15 protein-coding genes are annotated in these 17,291 nt (G+C 33.2%); 6 read left to right on the top strand and 9 right to left on the bottom strand.

Translation table 11 applies throughout. The annotated features are described in order from the left end of the window. Nucleotides 1–46 precede the first annotated feature (46 nt). Nucleotides 47–1,195, top strand: coding sequence for a methionine aminotransferase (locus tag A0O34_RS18005; protein ID WP_066757770.1), 1,149 nt, complete (start codon nt 47–49; stop codon nt 1,193–1,195). Nucleotides 1,196–1,300: 105 nt separating this feature from the next. Here the strand turns inward: A0O34_RS18005 and A0O34_RS18000 are convergent, their stop codons facing one another. Then, on the bottom strand, nt 1,301–2,065 hold the full coding sequence (locus tag A0O34_RS18000) for an SDR family NAD(P)-dependent oxidoreductase (protein ID WP_066757769.1): 765 nt from the start codon (nt 2,063–2,065) through the stop codon (nt 1,301–1,303). An 87-nt stretch (nt 2,066–2,152) separates the two neighbouring features. After that, the gene (locus A0O34_RS17995) at nt 2,153–3,091 is read right to left on the bottom strand and encodes a helix-turn-helix domain-containing protein (protein WP_066757767.1); all 939 of its coding nucleotides are present in this window, start codon (nt 3,089–3,091) and stop codon (nt 2,153–2,155) included. Between the two features lie 281 nt (nt 3,092–3,372). On the opposite strand from A0O34_RS17995, the gene A0O34_RS22425 reads away from it, so the two are divergent. Then, entirely contained in the window at nt 3,373–3,531 is a 159-nt protein-coding gene (locus tag A0O34_RS22425; RefSeq protein WP_157886058.1) for a bacteriocin, read from the top strand. Nucleotides 3,532–3,588: 57 nt separating this feature from the next. Here A0O34_RS22425 and A0O34_RS17990 read toward each other — a convergent pair whose 3' ends face one another. The 3 genes from A0O34_RS17990 to A0O34_RS17980 all read right to left on the bottom strand — a co-directional run bounded on the left by A0O34_RS17990 (nt 3,589) and on the right by A0O34_RS17980 (nt 6,527). Then, nucleotides 3,589–4,650, bottom strand: a complete 1,062-nt coding sequence (locus A0O34_RS17990) for a hypothetical protein (protein ID WP_066757765.1) — start codon at nt 4,648–4,650, stop codon at nt 3,589–3,591. Between the two features lie 90 nt (nt 4,651–4,740). Continuing rightward, nucleotides 4,741–5,832 carry a redox-regulated ATPase YchF gene (gene ychF, locus A0O34_RS17985; protein ID WP_066757756.1) on the bottom strand — a complete coding sequence of 364 codons (1,092 nt, stop codon included), beginning with the start codon at nt 5,830–5,832 and terminating at the stop codon, nt 4,741–4,743. Between the two features lie 143 nt (nt 5,833–5,975). Further along, the gene (locus tag A0O34_RS17980) at nt 5,976–6,527 is read right to left on the bottom strand and encodes a ferritin (RefSeq protein WP_066757751.1); all 552 of its coding nucleotides are present in this window, start codon (nt 6,525–6,527) and stop codon (nt 5,976–5,978) included. 206 nt (nt 6,528–6,733) lie between these two features. On the opposite strand from A0O34_RS17980, the gene A0O34_RS22850 reads away from it, so the two are divergent. Next, nucleotides 6,734–6,907 (top strand): bacteriocin-like protein, encoded by a 174-nt coding sequence (locus A0O34_RS22850; RefSeq protein ID WP_418219361.1) that lies wholly within the window; start codon nt 6,734–6,736, stop codon nt 6,905–6,907. 84 nt (nt 6,908–6,991) lie between these two features. Here the strand turns inward: A0O34_RS22850 and A0O34_RS17975 are convergent, their stop codons facing one another. The 3 genes from A0O34_RS17975 to A0O34_RS17965 form a co-directional block, all read right to left on the bottom strand. Continuing rightward, nucleotides 6,992–8,602: a glycoside hydrolase family 10-like protein gene (locus A0O34_RS17975; RefSeq protein WP_066757747.1), complete on the bottom strand. Its 1,611-nt coding sequence runs from the start codon at nt 8,600–8,602 to the stop codon at nt 6,992–6,994. A gap of 220 nt (nt 8,603–8,822) precedes the next feature. After that, nucleotides 8,823–10,631 carry a translational GTPase TypA gene (typA, locus tag A0O34_RS17970; protein ID WP_066757745.1) on the bottom strand — a complete coding sequence of 603 codons (1,809 nt, stop codon included), beginning with the start codon at nt 10,629–10,631 and terminating at the stop codon, nt 8,823–8,825. 173 nt (nt 10,632–10,804) lie between these two features. Next, entirely contained in the window at nt 10,805–11,074 is a 270-nt protein-coding gene (locus A0O34_RS17965; RefSeq protein WP_082891202.1) for a DUF1294 domain-containing protein, read from the bottom strand. A 72-nt stretch (nt 11,075–11,146) separates the two neighbouring features. Here A0O34_RS17965 and A0O34_RS17960 point away from each other — a divergent pair, with 72 nt between their 5' ends. After that, the gene (locus tag A0O34_RS17960) at nt 11,147–11,503 is read left to right on the top strand and encodes a hypothetical protein (RefSeq protein ID WP_066757738.1); all 357 of its coding nucleotides are present in this window, start codon (nt 11,147–11,149) and stop codon (nt 11,501–11,503) included. Nucleotides 11,504–11,627: 124 nt separating this feature from the next. On the opposite strand, the gene A0O34_RS17955 is transcribed toward A0O34_RS17960, so the two are convergent. Continuing rightward, nucleotides 11,628–12,305, bottom strand: a complete 678-nt coding sequence (locus A0O34_RS17955) for a YceI family protein (protein ID WP_066757734.1) — start codon at nt 12,303–12,305, stop codon at nt 11,628–11,630. A gap of 320 nt (nt 12,306–12,625) precedes the next feature. On the opposite strand from A0O34_RS17955, the gene A0O34_RS17950 reads away from it, so the two are divergent. Together A0O34_RS17950 and A0O34_RS17945 are read left to right on the top strand one after the other, a co-directional pair. Then, nucleotides 12,626–15,025, top strand: coding sequence for a TonB-dependent receptor plug domain-containing protein (locus tag A0O34_RS17950; RefSeq protein WP_066757731.1), 2,400 nt, complete (start codon nt 12,626–12,628; stop codon nt 15,023–15,025). Nucleotides 15,026–15,155: 130 nt separating this feature from the next. Continuing rightward, the gene (locus tag A0O34_RS17945; protein ID WP_066757728.1) at nt 15,156–17,279 is read left to right on the top strand and encodes a Tex family protein; all 2,124 of its coding nucleotides are present in this window, start codon (nt 15,156–15,158) and stop codon (nt 17,277–17,279) included. Nucleotides 17,280–17,291 lie beyond the last annotated feature (12 nt).

Genomic DNA, 17,291 nt, shown 5'->3' with positions numbered 1-17,291 from the left:
TTGCAAAAAATAAATTAAATTCGATGTAAGTAAAAAATTTGTTTTAATGATACAACTTCCTTTTTCTAAACTTTCCGATGTAGGAACTACGATTTTCAGTCAGATGACGCAATTAGCCAATGAAAATGAGGCTATTAATTTATCACAAGGATTCCCCGATTTCATGCCCGATTCTGAATTGTTAAATCATGTAGATCATTTCATTAAAAAAGGTTTTAATCAATATGCACCTTTGGGCGGAATGATTGGTTTAAAAGAAGAAATTGCAAGAAAAATTGAAAACAGTCACCAAGCTGTTTATCACCCTGATTCAGAAATAACCGTTACGGCAGGCGGAACACAGGCTATTTTTACAGCCATTGCAACTTTCATTAAAAAAGATGATGAAGTGATTATTTTTGAGCCTGCCTATGACTGTTATGAGCCTACAGTAGAGCTTTTCGGAGGAATTGTAAAGCGTTTTGAAATGAAAGCTCCAGATTATGAAATTGATTGGAGCGTTGTGAAAAATTTAGTTTCAGACAAAACAAAAATGATTATTCTAAATAATCCAAATAACCCTTCAGGAAAGATTTTAAAGGAAAATGATATTCAGGAACTGATTTCTATTGTAAAAGACACTCCGATATTGATTTTGAGTGATGAAGTCTACGAAAATATCGTTTTTGATGGAAAGCAACATTTGAGCATCTGCAAATATCCTGAATTAAAAGAAAGAAGTCTTTTGGTCGCCTCTTTCGGAAAGCTTTTTCATGTTACAGGCTGGAAAATTGGATATTGCGCCGCTCCGAAAGCTTTAACGGATGAGTTCAGAAAAGTACATCAATTCAATGTTTTTTGTGTGAATACTCCGATTCAATTAGCTTTGGCTGAGTATATGAAAAATGAAGATCATTACAATCATTTAAACCAATTCTTTCAGGAAAAAAGAGATTTCTTGAGACAAGGTTTAGCCAATACCTCTTTCGAATTGCTTGATTGTGAGGGAACCTATTTCCAAGCGTTGAAATATGATAAAATTTCAGATAAAAATGATTTTGAATTCGCGAGTGAATTAACGATCAATCATAAAGTCACAAGTGTACCATTTTCTTCTTTCTATAAAAATAAACTGAATGAAAATGTGATTCGCCTTTGTTTTGCAAAAAAACAGGAAACTTTGGAAAGGGCGATTGAGAATTTGTCTAAATTATAAAAGAAAAGCAGTAGAAATTTCTACTGCTTTTTTAGTTTTTTAACACTAATTTTTTTTAACGCTTCCATCTCCTAAGTCGTTAAATATTGTGTGATATTTTTAATTTTATAAAAACATTCCGCCAGAAGCCTCAATTCTTTGTCCGTTGACCCAGCCTGCATCGTCGGTACATAAGAAAGCAACTACTCCACCGATATCATCCGGTAAACCTGCTCTTCCTAAAGCTGTAATGCTGGCAACCATATCGTTCATATGTTTGTCATCTCTCGTTCTTCCGCCACCGAAATCAGTTTCAATAGCTCCCGGAGCAACAACATTGGCTCTGATTTTTCTTGAACCCAATTCTTTCGCCATATATTTTGTCAACATTTCAACTCCTGCTTTTATTGAACCATAAACAGAAGATCCTGGCAATGCAAATCTTGCTAATCCTGAAGAAACATTCACAATTCCACCTCCATTATTCATAAAAGGCAAGAATTTTTGAGTCAAGAAAAACACTCCTTTGAAGTGAATATCTACAACGTCATCCAACTGCTCTTCTGTAACTTCTGAAATCGGCGCGTATAAAGCCGTTCCTGCATTATTTACAAGGAAATCGATGTTTCTGCTTCCTGTATTTTCTTCCAGATGATCTCCAACTGTTTTTACGAAAGTGTCGAAGCTTTTAATATCTTTTGTATCTAATTGATAAGCAATTGCCTTTCTTCCCAAAGCCTGAATTTCTTCAACAACTTTATCGGCTTCCTCCTTATTGCTTCTGTAAGTGATGATTACGTCAAGACCTTTTTGAGCGATCTTTAACGCTGAATTTTTTCCCAATCCACGGCTTCCACCGGTAACTAATGCGATTTTTGTTTGTGTATTCATTTTGTTGTTTATTTTAATGAGACAAAGTTGCGACAATTTACCATTGATGTGTTTGCTCGAATCAATCTGATATTTGCAAAATTCAAATCACGAACGAAATTCTAAAGGTGTAACCGTAGTTTTTCTCTTGAAGAAGTTAGAAAAATGAGCGATCTCCTCAAATCCTAATGCGTAAGAGATTTCTGAGACATTCCATTTTGTTTGTTTTAAAAGGATTTTTGCTTCCTGAATCATGCGGTCTGCAATGAATTCAGTTGTTGTTTTTCCTGTATTTTCTTTTAATTTCTTGTTTAAATAATTGACATGAACTGACAATCGATCAGCATAATCTTTTGCTGTTTTGAGCTGTAACCTTTGTTCATTAGACTCAATAGGAAACTGTCTTTCAAGTAATTCTATAAATAAAGTTACTACTCTTAATGACGCATCGTTTGAGGTTGACAGCTTTGTGGCAGGTTGTAATTTCTGTCCGTAATGGATGAGTTCTACCACATAATTTCGAATTAAATCATATTTAAAAATATAATCTGAAGCGATTTCTTTTTTAATTTTCACGAAAAGCTGTTCGATCTCATCAGCTAATTCATTATCAATTTCAAACAAAGGAATATTTCCAGGCTGGAAAATCGGCAAATCTTCAAGAGAACTTCTCGAATTATTTTTAATGAAAAAATCTTCCGTAAAAACGCAGAAACTCCCCGACTGATCAGGATCTTCAGGAATCCAGTGATAAGGAACTTTAGGCGTTGCAAACAACAAAGCATTCCCTTTGATCTGAATAACTTTATCGGCATATTCTGCCCTATTTTTCCCTCTGATAAGACTGATTTTGTAATATTTCCTTCTGTTGTAAGGCATTTCAGAAGTAATCTTTATTTTTTCAATTGTTTGAGCAATATCGAAAACATTGAAGTGACCAATATCTTTATGAAGACCTTTAGGAAAAATACTTTCGAGGTCTTTTCCAAGCTTGGCTGTCATTTCTTTATAAAAATCTTCCAAAGAAGCGTGTGCAATTTTTTCCATGACCTTTGGTTTGTAAAATTCAAATATAGGAAGTTTTACGTAATTGAGATTGGGACAATTGAATTATAATTTTTAAACATTCTTTTAATTTTTAACGCTAAGTCAGCAAAGATTTTTTGACTACTAAAAGTTCTAACGTTTGCAAAGGCGTTCTACTCAGCAGAGTTCGTATTTCTCTTCGATGATATCAAATATTATTTAAAAAAGTCCAACAAATGTGATTTACTAATAATAATTTTTCATAACTTCGTTAGTAACTAACTCACTAAAAATCAATTACTATGAAAAATCAAAACGTTCCTAAAGGAAAAAAATTAAACAAAAAAGAATTAAGAACCATCAAAGGAGGATTACTAGACTGCATCGATCCATGGACTGGAGGATGCAAAAAAGTATCATTAAGCTGCGCACAATTGCAATGCAGACCAGAATTACCGTAGTTAAAATAATATATTTTCAAAAGGAATACCGCTCTGTTTTGAGCGGTATTTTTGTTTTTAAGAAACAATTTGTCCTGTCATTTTCAACTCCCATTTTCCATTTTTATATTTTGCTACAAAACTTGTTGAAGAACTGCTTCCCCATGTATGAATATAAAACCGTTCAGCATCTTTTTCATTCTTTTCAATCCTCGAAATTCCATGATGAAAAACATCAGTCACTTTTATATAACTTGTCTGCTTATTTTTTTCGTCCGAAGCAAATAATATTCTATAATCAGGATTTACTTGATGAAAATAATCACAATCCGTTTCAAAGACTTCAAAATAATAATGCAGCTTTTTGAAATCAGGAGCTCCTGCATATTCAGGCAATAACCTTTGGTAAAGTTCACTAAACTTATTTTTTTCAGATCTAAACATAGGATTAGTATCATCAAAATCATTTAGTCCGTCTCCATCAGAATCTTTATTGCTGGGGTTTAAACCAAAGCTTTTTTCAAAAATATCATTGTAACCGTCACTGTCAGAATCTTTTATTAAATCTTTTAAATGAATTTTAAATAGTTTCCCTTCTTCCATTGCCGAATAATCATCATATCCTGGAAGTCCTGCCACTTTTATAATTTTAACCAAACTTCCTTCAACTTGTAGAAAACCATCTTTAATAATAGGTTTGTCCTGAATTTCATTTAAATAATAATGGCTAAAACTTAATCCTAAAAAATAAGCGGATGGTTTATTTTTTTCAATTTTTAACAGCCAATATCCTAAATTATTTCTACCTAAGGAATATTCAACTTCATCAACAGTCTGCTTCCCAAAACACATAAACTGATCTGAAAACTTTTCTTTAAAAACATTATAATCCTTCATTCTTTCATCATAATTTTTCCATTTAAGTTCATGAGAATATAAACTGTCTTTTTTGAAGTCTATAAATTTTTTCAAATTAATAATTTCAAGATAATCTGGTTTTTCTTCAAGAATTTGTTTTACTGTGTAATTTTTTCCCTCAACATAACTAGACTTTTCTTCACCTTTAGTAAAACATTTTTCTTCTAAACTTTTCGTACATGAAAAAAATAATGCAAAAACAAAAAAATATAAAAATTTCATAGGTAAAAGATTTCCCGATTGAATGCAAAAAACGCTCCCAAAATACATTGGAAGCGTCTTTCATTTATAACTAACTTTAATATTCTTTTATTATACGTTGAATCTGAAGTGCATAATATCACCATCCTGAACAATGTATTCTTTACCTTCTACAGCCAATTTTCCGGCTTCTTTAATCTTAATTTCAGAACCGTATTGTACATAATCGTTGTACTTAATAACCTCAGCACGGATAAATCCTTTTTCGAAGTCTGTGTGAATTACTCCTGCAGCTTGAGGAGCAGTCCATCCTTGTCCGATTGTCCAAGCTCTAACTTCTTTAACACCAGCTGTGAAATACGTCTGAAGTTTTAATAGATCGTATGCTTTTCTGATCAAACGATTTACACCCGGCTCAGTAAGTCCAAGTTCTTCAAGGAAGATTTCTCTTTCTTCAAAAGTCTCCAATTCATTGATATCTGCTTCGATTTGAGCTGCCAAAACAACAACTTCAGCATTTTCATTTTTAGCCATTTCCTCGATCTTAGCAATCCAATCGTTTCCGTTTTTGATAGAATTTTCATCTACGTTACAAACGTACAATACAGGCTTATTTGTTAAAAGCTGAACATCATCAATAATTGATTTTGCAAAATCATCCATAGGAAACTCTCTTGCATTTTTACCATCTTCGATAAATTTTTCAAGATTATGAAGCGTTTCGTATGTTAAAATATCATCTTTCTTTCCAGATTTGATGAATTTTTTAGCTTTTTCAACTGCTTTTCCAACAGTTTCAAGATCTTTCAATTGAAGTTCAATGTCGATAATTTCTTTATCTCTCATTGGATCAACCGAACCTTCAACGTGAATGATATTTCCATTATCAAAACATCTCAACACATGGATAATCGCTTCGCACTCGCGGATATTTGCCAAGAACTGGTTTCCCAACCCTTCACCTTTGCTCGCTCCTTTTACAAGACCGGCAATATCAACGATCTCCACAACAGCTGGTAAAACTCTCTCGGGATTTACTAATTTTTCCAATTCAAACAATCTGTGATCCGGCACTGAAACAGTTCCCAAATTCGGTTCAATTGTACAGAAAGGATAGTTTGCTGATTGAGCTTTTGCGTTGCTTAAACAGTTAAAAAGAGTTGATTTACCAACATTCGGTAAGCCTACGATTCCACATTTCATATATTCTTAGCTTTTAGAAATAGTTTTCACTATTGCTCGTTAAAGGTGTGCAAAGATAGTGAATTTAGTATGAGTTTCATAATAAAAAAATCTGCCAATATTCTGACAGATTTTCAATAATTTTTATTTCACCAAATTGGCTTTTATGGGTTTTCACCTGTAGCATTTTGAGCTAAAGGGACATCGTTTGGGGCATTCTGTAAGGTTTTATCTAACGTAAATAGAGATTCATCAGTAGCTCTGTCCCCGCCGGCAATTTTTAATTTATCAATTAAATTAGAAGCTAATGTTTCCTCCTCGATCTGTTCCTGAACAAACCACTGCATGAAATTCCACGTTGCCCAGTCTTTTTCTTCTAAAGACAGATCTACGAGCCTGTAGATTGAGGTTGTATTATCAACTTCATGTCTAAAAACGCCATCAAAACAATCCGTTAAAGATTCGGGATCCTTTGGTGGAGCGGGAATAGCGTCTACTTTCGGTTTTCCTCCTCTATTTAGTACGTATTCCATAAATTTAATAGAATGGTTTCTTTCTTCCTGCGAATGTCTGTAAAGAAAGTTGGCAATTCCCTGATAGCCTTTATCATCAGCCCAAATTCCGTAAGATAGAAAAATGTGAGAAGCATGAATTTCTTTATTCATTTGATCGCTTAATGCTTTTTCCATATTGTCGGAAAGTCTTTTAGTATTCATAATGTATAATTTTGTGTGATTAATAGTAATGATGCAAAAATGATTCCGAGAAGATTATTAATTTTAATCAAAACACATTAAAGTGGTTTATAATAAATTGAAATTCATTGATTTAAATTGATAATTTATAGTTATTCTAAAATAAAAAAGATCGACTTATTACAATTATTCCTATTTTAGAATCTTATTAACCATACAAAATTATCATGAAAAATTTAAAAAAATTAGACAGAGACGAGCTGAAAAGTGTTTCGGGAGGTGGATTACTTGATCCTGTATGCAAACTTCTTTGCACACTGGCGGACACAGGACTTCTTAACTTGACAGAAGTTCAAATACTTCTTTGTCCGGATTTAGATTGTTTTAACCTGAGTAATTAAAAATGGAATTTGATTAATTCAAATCCATTAAAAAAAACAAAACCAGCTCTTCTGAACTGGTTTTTATTATTTTACTAAAGAAAACTATTTTACTTTCTTTGCCATGTAATCGCTTTCGTTTCCTAGTCTGTCGATGGCTTTGATAGCAATGGCATTTAATGTTTTACCGTCTTTATTTTTAGGAATATCTTTTGTAAGATTTTCTACCGTTAAAATCTGCGTTTCCCAAACTCCGTTGTACTGAGTGAAAAGTACCCATTGGAAAACGTCTTTTATATTTTTATTGCTCCAGCTTGCCTGTACTGAACTTCCGTTGTCATTAGTGAATAATGTCGGAGTTTGCAATGGCACAGCTTTTATCCAAGGGCTTTTTGGAACTAATGCTTTCTCTTTGTATGGTCCGTTTTTTAATGTCGGAAGCATATTTGAGTTTTTCGTCAATCCGGCAATACTCCAATGAACTTCGCCTGCATCTTTTCCTAAAATCTGCCTTGATAATTCGATCTGATCTTTAATTTCTGTCGGACGATCTGAAGATTTTATTTCAACCGTATTCAATCCAGGCCATAAGTGGCGGTTCATTGTGTTTTCAGATTTCCACCAATTTAATAACGCCCCGAAAGGCTGACCTTTTGATTCAATTGGCCAATATAATTGTGGTGAGAAATAGTCTACCCAGCCTTTATTTAACCATAATTTAGCATCAGCATACAATTCGTCATATTGAGAAGAACCAACGATTCCTTCAGGATATCCTGGCTTCCAAATTCCAAACGGGCTGATCCCAAATCTTACATAATTTTTTTCAGCATGAATTTCTTTATAGATACGCTCTACGAATTTATTCACATTATCTCTTCTCCAATCTGCTCTGGATAATGTTCCTCCACTGCTTAGATAAGCATTCCAAGTAGCATTATCAGGAAAATCTGCACCTTTATTGTAAGTTGCATAAGGATAGAAATAATCGTCAAAATGTACTGCGTCAATATCATATCTTTTTACAATATCTTTAACGACATTGGAAACGTGACCTTGCGTTTTCGGATTGGCAGGATCAAACCAATACATTCCGTTTTTCAATCTTACAACAATATCTGACAGTTTATTAGCCATCGACAAACTATTGGGAGAGCCTCCGTTTGTATGGTGCGCTCTGTAAGGATTTAACCAAACATGAAGCTCCAACCCTCTTTTATGTGCTTCATCGATCCAGAATTGTAAAGGATCATAATTGGGATAAGGAGCCGTTCCCGTCTCTCCTGTTAAGAAATATGACCACGGTTCAATATTACTTGTGTATAAAGCATCTGCAGAAGGTCTAACCTGGAAAATAACAGCATTGAAGTTATTATCTTTCAACATATCCAACATGCTGATCGCTTCCTGCTTTTGCTGATCAACGGTTAAATTGTTTCTTGAAGGCCAGTTGATATTCGCAACACTTGCCACCCACGCACCACGAAATTCTCTGCTGATCTCAGGAAGATTAACTTTAAAAATCTCTTCTGTTGGCAGATTTGTAGCCGGTTTTGTAGTTACAACAGGCACATTTGGCTTTGACGTATTATTGTTAGGTTTTGTAGAACTTTTTGTTGGAATTGGTTTTACGACACTATTACTAGCAGTTTTTGCACTGCTACACGAGGCTAGGACGCCTAAAAATATGATGAGTTTTAAATTATTCATTTTCATAGTTTGCAAAACTACATTAAATTATTTTTTTAATTATATGATGTAATAAATAATCAGATGACTTTAACTAATTTTTATAATCACAAAAATAAGTTTTGGCTAAAGCCAATTTGATGATACAAATATTGAAAACGGACTAAAGTCCGCTCCTATTGAATATACTAACCGGAAAACAAAAAAGCCCCGAATTTTTCGGGGCTTTGATCTTATATAGAAAAACTTATGAAGCTTTTCCTGATCTTTCGATTCTTCTTCTTTCTTCTTCAGAAAGCACTTTCTTTCTCATACGGATGAAGTTTGGAGTTACCTCGATTGCTTCATCAGCTTGGATATATTCCATACATTCTTCTAGTGAGAACAAGATTTTTGGAGCAACTCCACCATCTTTATCTTTACCTGCAGCACGGATATTATTTAATTGTTTTGCTTCTACAATATTGATAACCAAATCTCCTGGTTTGTTTTGCTCACCAATGACCATACCTGCATAGATCTCCTCGCCCGGATCAACATAAAACTTACCTCTATCTTGTAATTTCGCAATAGAATATTCAGTTGCTGGACCTTGACTTTTACTTACCAAAACACCATTACTTCTTCCTGGAATTGCCCCTTTGAAAGGTTTGTATTCTGTGAAACGGTGAGCCATAATAGCTTCACCAGCAGTAGCAGTCAACATCTGAGAACGCAATCCGATCAAACCTCTTGAAGGAATTTCGAATTCCATATGCTGCATCTCACCTTTAGTTTCCATAATGTGAAGATCTCCTTTTCTCTGAGTTGCCAAATCGATAACTCTAGAAGCAAATTCTTCAGGAACATCAACAACTAATGATTCATAAGGCTCACATTTTTCTCCGTCGATTTCTCTCAAGATAACCTGTGGCTGACCAATTGTCATTTCGTACCCTTCTCTTCTCATTGTTTCAATCAAAACTGACAAGTGAAGAATACCTCTACCGAATACTAGGAAAGTGTTTGCATCACCAGTTTGTTCAACTCTTAATGCTAAGTTTTTCTCTAATTCTTTATATAATCTTTCTTTCAGGTGATTTGAAGTCACGAATTTACCGTCTTTACCAAAGAAAGGTGAATTGTTGATAGAGAACGTCATGTTCAACGTTGGCTCATCAATAGAAGTTCTTGGCAATGGTTCAGGATTTTCAAGATCTACGAAAGAATCACCGATTTGGAAAGCTTCAAAACCTACAACAGCACAGATATCTCCAGCTTTTACTTCTGTAACTTTTTTCTTACCTAATCCTTCAAAAACGTAAAGTTCTTTTACTTTTCCTTTCAATACTTTACCGTCTGCTTGAGCTAAACCGATCCACTGAGATTCTTTGATTTCACCTCTGATTACTTTTCCAATAGCAATTCTTCCTAAGAAAGAAGAAAAGTCTAGAGAAACAATCTGCATCTGTAAGTTTCCTTCTTCAACTTTCGGTTCTGGAACATATTGTAAGATACCATCTAATAATGGGAAAATATCTTCTGTTTGCTCTAATGAAGTGTTGAACCAACCTTGCTTAGATGAACCGTAGAATGTTGGGAAATCCAACTGTGCTTCAGTAGCTTCAAGAGCAAAAAATAGATCAAAAACTTTATCATGAACTTCCTCAGGACGACAGTTTGGTTTATCAACTTTATTGATAACAACCAATGGTCTCAATCCTAATTCTAACGCTTTCTGAAGTACGAATCTTGTTTGTGGCATTGGTCCTTCAAAGGCATCCACCAACAAAATAACTCCATCAGCCATTTTTAAAACTCTCTCTACTTCCCCACCAAAATCGGCGTGACCGGGAGTATCGATTACGTTAATTTTAACGTCTTTATAAGTAACAGAAATATTTTTAGATAAAATGGTAATCCCTCTTTCTCTTTCAAGATCGTTATTATCCATTATTAATTCTCCACTCTCCTGATTTTCTCGGAAAATGTTTGTAGCATGAATAATCTTGTCCACCAAAGTCGTCTTACCGTGGTCAACGTGTGCGATAATCGCAATATTTCTAATGTTTTGCATGAATGATTTTTACGGGTGCAAAAATAGTGTTTTTTAATTAAATAATTAGTAAGATTATGTATTATTTAACAATTTAATAATGAGTCATTTAAATAAAACCTATAATTAAAGCCTTACAATTGAAAGATTTAGACACCATTTTAAACAAAAAAATTATAATAACAGATTAAGTTTTAAATAGTAATCATATTGTATTTTTCAAGAAAGTAAATTAATAAGATCTGGATTAAAACAACCAATCCAAACTTCAACAGAAAAGATTTCTTTGAAACTTTATGCCTGAAAATAAGCATTCCGAGTATAGATCCGATTGTTCCGCACAAAAATGTAATGAATAAAAGTGTATTTTCTGAGATTCTTCTTTGATGTTTGACGGCTTTCCTTTTATCTAAAGCAAAGACTAAGAAAGTGACAATATTGACTATTAATAACAAATAAAACATTCCAACAAATCTAATATAAAAAGAATAATAAAAAATAAAGTTTCTTAAATTTGTCCAATAAAAACAAAATCAATGACTGTACTGGATTTGGCAGGAAATTATTCTATTGAAGGCTCCAACCAGGAAGAATCTGACCAATCTTCTTACCATGGTATATTAACTTTATCAATCGATGAAAACAACCGTATTATCGCACAATGGATTATCGGTGATCATATACAAAACGGTACAGGGTTTTATAAAGACCAAATTTTAGTCCTCAACTTTAATTATGAAGGTGATGATCAAGAAATCTATAAAGGCGTTGCGGTATACCGTTGTTTAAGCAAGGATGTACTTGATGGTTTTTGGTCTGAGAAACATGGTAATCCTTTGTATTTAGGAAGTGAATATTGTGTGAGGATAAAGAATTCGGAGCTTTTAAATTAGCATAAAAACATTTCATATAAAAACGTCTCAATAACCTCTCTTTGAAGTTACAATATTTTAAATTTCAAAATAAAAAAGCTGCCTTAATAAAAAAGCAGCTTCCCCCATTTTTATGGTCTAACAATTATTTTTTAGCTTTTACGTCTACAGCAATTTCGATGTCTTTACTGATCATCCATTCTGCAGGATCTGCTTCAGAAGTTCCGAATTTGATTCCCCAATCTGATCTGTTTACTGTAAATTTAGCCTGAACAGCAGCTGAGTTTTCTGTAACATCAACCTTTGCAGGGAAAGTTACATTCACTGTTTTTCCAGATAAAGTAAGATTTCCACTTACGGTTTTATTAGCTCCAGTGATAGCATCTTTAGGTGCATCTTTTAAGTCAGTTACACTTGTGATTTTGAACTCAGAAGTAGGATTTTTTGTTACGTCAAAGAAATCAGCACTTTTTAAGTGAGTTTCCAGATCTGCCGGTTTTTTATCTTTTTCCGTTACTGATGCAGGATCTACTTTAATAGAAGCCATATCGATAACGAAATTACCTGCGGAAAGTTGTCCTCCTTCAACATTTAAGTCACCAGATTTTACATTGATTGTTCCCCAACGTGGTGCAAAACCACCTTTATGGAATGCTTTCCAGTTTACTAAAGAAGTCGCAGCATCAACAGCTAAAACTTCACCTTTTCCTTCTGCAACCGTTTTTTCTGTAGCTGTACCAGCCGATTCTGCAGATTTTTCTTTATTACATGATGTTGCAAACAAACCTACAGCAACTAATGCAATGACACTAAGTTTTTTCATATTATTTATTGTAAAAATTTATTATTCTGAATTATAAGATTAACGAAATTATCAAATTAATATTTCATTCCTTAATTTTAATAGGCCAAAAATAGAAAAAACATGTTTTTATTATCTTAACATACATCAATAAAATCAAAAAAAGTTAATTTTTAATAATCATACTTAATGATTTTAGTTAAAACCTGTTATAATTGAAAAATATTACATCGAAAACAGTCATTAAAAGTAAACAAACAACCAGATACCAAAATTAATTGTCACAGAATGATTAAAAATGTATTTTTGACCCTTCAATTTTAAAAACACACATTCTAACCATGTCAAAAAAACTAATTTTATTGTTTATTTTTGGAGTCTTCAATCCATATCAGGCTCAAGAAAAAGCAGAACAGGCTCTAAAAACATTTGAACAAAAATATCCTCAGGAAAAAATCCATCTTCTCTTTAACAAAGAGAATTATGTAGCAGGAGAAAATATTTGGTTTAAATCTTTTGTTTTTGAAGGCTATAACCCTTCTAATATTTCAACCTCATTATTTGTTGAATTATACGATAATAATAAAAATCAAATAAGTAAAAAAATATTTCCTCTATTAAATGGAGAAGGAAGTGGCAGCATTTTACTCCCCGAAACATTAAAGGAAAATGTTTATTATGTAAGAGCCTACACAACTTGGATGGCTAATTTCAGTGAAGATTTTCAATTAATAAAACCTATCATTGTTTACAATCCATCTTCTCCCGAAAAAATCACACCTGATACAAATTCCGCATGGTCAGCTTTTGTTTATCCTGAAAGCGGAACCTTTGTAAATGGTATTAATACAAAATTTGCTGTACGTTTACAATCAAAAGATGTACCTCCTTTAGAATGGGAAGGGTATGTTACAGAAATCGATAAGCCTGATACAAAAATGATTACTTTCAAAGGGCTTGATCAAAACGTTGGACTATTTAATATCACTCCGGAAAGTGGAAAAAAATATCAGCTTACTGTTCAAGATAAAAAAGGACAAAAACAAACTATTAATCTGCCTGAAGTTTCATCTTCAGGACTCAATCTACAAGTGGTAAGTAGTGCCGATAATGTTAAATATACTTTAAAAACAAAAAATATTTCACCGGAAGCACAATATTATAAAGTATTGGGAACCATAAACAATCAACTTGTTTATAAGGCTAAAATTAATAAAATATCAGACGGACTTCAATATTCTATTCCTAATAATCAATTAATAAATGGAATTTTACAACTTACCGTTTTTGATGACAAAGAAAATATTGTTGCTAATAGACTTACTTTTGTACAGCCTCAATTATTACAGATAAAAAAACCTGCCCTTCAATCATTATCTATAAAAAATGGTTCTCGAGAAAAAAGCTCTTTTGATATTACTAAAGATATCAATTGTTCAAATTATACTGTCTTAGTGATTGATTCAAATACAAACAGTTCAGAAGAAGAGCAAAGTTTTCTTAGTACATTATGGCTTACGGGTGACATTACGTCAAACATATCACATCCCTCTCAATATTTTACTAAAAACAGAAACGTAGATGCTTTAGATGCTCTTTTGATCTCTGAAAAATGGAAACGTTTTGATTGGAAATACATTATATCAGGAAATTATCCTTCGATAAAATACCAACCTGAAAATTATCTTTCCTATAAAGGAAAAGTAAATATTCAAGGGAAACCTGCTCCCAATACAGATCTAAATTTGATGTTTGCTTCAGGCTCAGGCACAAAACTATTTCAGGTAAAAACTGACAATAATGGTTTTTTTACATTAAATAATCTAGCTTTTGAGAATTCAATGAAGTTTTCATATCAGTTAAATTCAAAAGAATCTAAAAATGAATCATCTGTTTATTTTCAACCTAACTTCAGTTTCATTCCATATAAAAAAGAGTTGCCAACAAGTGCATTAAAGCTTACAGAAAGAACTGTAGAAGATAAATTATCAACTGAAATAGCCCGATCAATTACAACTTTAAAGACCCAAAAAGTCATTAATGAAAAAATAACAGATATTGAAGAGGTCGTTATAAAAGGACAGAGAAAAGACAAAACAAAAAAACTGAATAGCGAATTAAGCAGTGGTCTATTCAGAAGTGCTAATGAACAAATTTTTGACTTTGTAAACGATCCTCAGGCTCAAGGTTCAACAAATATTTTACAGTGGTTACAGGGAAGAGTTGCCGGTTTGCAGATCCAATCACAAAATGGAACATCTACTCCTTATTTACGAGGTAGTAAAATAGGAATATATCTTGATGAGATGGCCATTGAAGCTGATCAAATATCAAGTCTTTCCGTATCTGATATTGCAATGGTAAAAGTGATAAAAGGATTTTTTGCAGGAGGTTTTGGAGGTGGAAATGGTGGAGCTATTGCAATTTATACAAGAAGAGGCGGTTCCAGTGGATCAATCATTGACTCATCAAAGCCTTCACAGTTAAGACAAATAACTTTAAACGGTTATGATCAGGAAGGTCCTTTCAATAACCCTAATTATGAAAACCAAAGTTTCAAAGATATTTCACAAGATACACGCAGTGTTCTTTATTGGAATCCTTATCTGGAAGTTCAAGAAAAAGAACCAACTAGTGTACAGTTTTATAATAACGATGATGCAAAAAATTATAAAGTAATTATAATAGGATTTGACAGAAATAATGATACTCCTATTTATTATAATGAAATTCTTCCCTAAAAAACATCTTTAATAAAAAAATATAATAGTCTAACTTCAACGGAGTTAGACTATTATTTTAAAGTACTCTCCCATAAATTAGAAATTTTCATTAAAAAAAGTCACTATTTTAGCACTTTAATTTTACAGAATGACAAATATTGAATTCATCCAGAAAATTGTAAACGCTCCCGAAAAAAGCATCAGTGCAACGCTTCAATTATTAGCTGAGGACTGTACGATTCCTTTTATATCGCGTTATAGAAAAGACAGAACAGGAAATTTGGATGAAGTACAGATAGAGCAAATTTCAAAGATCAGCAAGCAGTTTGAAGAAATTGTAAAACGAAAAGAAACGATTTTAAAATCTGTTGAAGAACAAAACGCCTTAACACCGGAATTTAAGCAAAGAATAGAAGAAAGTTTCGATATTCAGGAGCTTGAGGATTTATATCTACCTTTCAAAAAACGTAAGAAAACAAAAGCCGATGCTGCCAAAGAAAAAGGTTTGGAACCTTTGGCTAGAATTATTATGAGCCAGAAAAGTAATGATTTGGCATTTTTAGCTTCAAAATATTTAAATGAAAATGTTGCGTCCGAGGAAGAAGCCCTTCAGGGAGCAAGGGACATCATGGCAGAATGGATCAACGAAAACATGTACGTTCGTAAAAATCTGCGTAGATTATTTCAACGTAAAGCTTTAATTACATCTAAAGTTGTTAAAGCCAAAAAAGATGAAGAAGGCGCACAAAAATTCTCCCAATATTTTGAGTGGGATGAGCCTTTATATAAAACTCCATCTCACAGGCTTCTTGCCATGTTAAGAGCAGAATCGGAAGGTTTTGTGAAAACAAATGTCGGCGTTGATAAAGAAGAAGCCATTGATTTTATTGAAAATGCCATTATTAAGTCAAATAATGAAAGTTCAGATCAAATTGTATTAGCCATAAAAGACAGTTATAAAAGACTATTGGAACCCGCAATTTCTAACGAAACTTTACAGGAAGCCAAAGAAAAAGCAGATAAAAAAGCCATTGAAATTTTCGCTGAAAACTTAAGTCAGTTGTTATTGGCACCGCCTTTAGGAGAAAAAAGAATTCTGGCGATCGATCCCGGTTACAAAAGTGGCTGTAAAATCGTATGTATCGACGAAAAGGGAGACTTACTTCATAACGAGACCATCTACCCTCACGCTCCACAAAACGAGTCGGGAATGGCGATGAAAAAGATCCGTTCTATGGTCAACGCTTATAATATTGAAGCTATTTCTATCGGAAACGGAACCGCAAGCCGTGAAACTGAATTTTTCATTAAAAAAATAGGATTCGATAAACCGTTACAGGTTTTTGTAGTTTCGGAGGCTGGAGCATCGGTTTATTCTGCAAGTAAAATTGCAAGAGATGAATTTCCAAGTTATGATGTGACTGTTCGTGGTGCAGTTTCTATCGGGAGAAGATTAGCAGATCCGTTGGCTGAATTGGTTAAAATTGATGCTAAATCCATTGGAGTCGGACAATATCAGCATGACGTAGATCAAACTCAGTTAAAAAATGAATTGGATTCTACCGTTATGAGATGCGTAAACTCAGTCGGAATTAATTTAAATACAGCAAGTAAGTCTTTATTAAGCTATGTTTCCGGAATCGGAGAGAAAATGGCAGAAAACATCGTGAATTACCGAGCTGAAAACGGAGCTTTTGAAGATAGAAAACAACTAAAGAAAGTTCCTCGTTTGGGAGAAAAAGCTTATCAACAAGCTGCTGCATTTATTAGGATTACGCATGGTAAAAACCCGTTAGATAATTCTGCTGTGCATCCTGAGGCCTATAAAATTGTTGAAAAAATGGCAAAAGATCTTGGTATTAAAACCGATGAATTAATTGCCAATAAAGAGAAAATAGAATTAATTCAACCTGAAAAATACACAACCGAAGACATCGGAATTTTAGGAATAAAAGATATTTTAAAAGAGCTTGTAAAACCCGGTTTAGACCCTCGAAAAGCTGCGAAAGTTTTTGAATTTGATCCTAGTGTAAAAAAGATGACAGATCTAAAAGTCGGAATGATTCTTCCCGGAATTGTCAATAACATTACCGCTTTCGGATGCTTTGTAGATCTTGGAATTAAAGAAAGCGGACTGGTTCATATTTCTCAATTAAAAGACGGTTTTGTTTCTGATGTGAATGAGGTTGTGAAGTTACATCAACACGTTCAGGTAAGAGTTACGGAAGTCAATGAAGCAAGAAAAAGAATTCAGTTGAGTATGATTTTATAAATTGTCCTTTGT

This window comes from Chryseobacterium glaciei (genome assembly GCF_001648155.1).
Taxonomy (GTDB): Bacteria; Bacteroidota; Bacteroidia; order Flavobacteriales; family Weeksellaceae; genus Chryseobacterium; species Chryseobacterium glaciei.
This window is presented reverse-complemented; position numbering and strand designations above follow the sequence as displayed.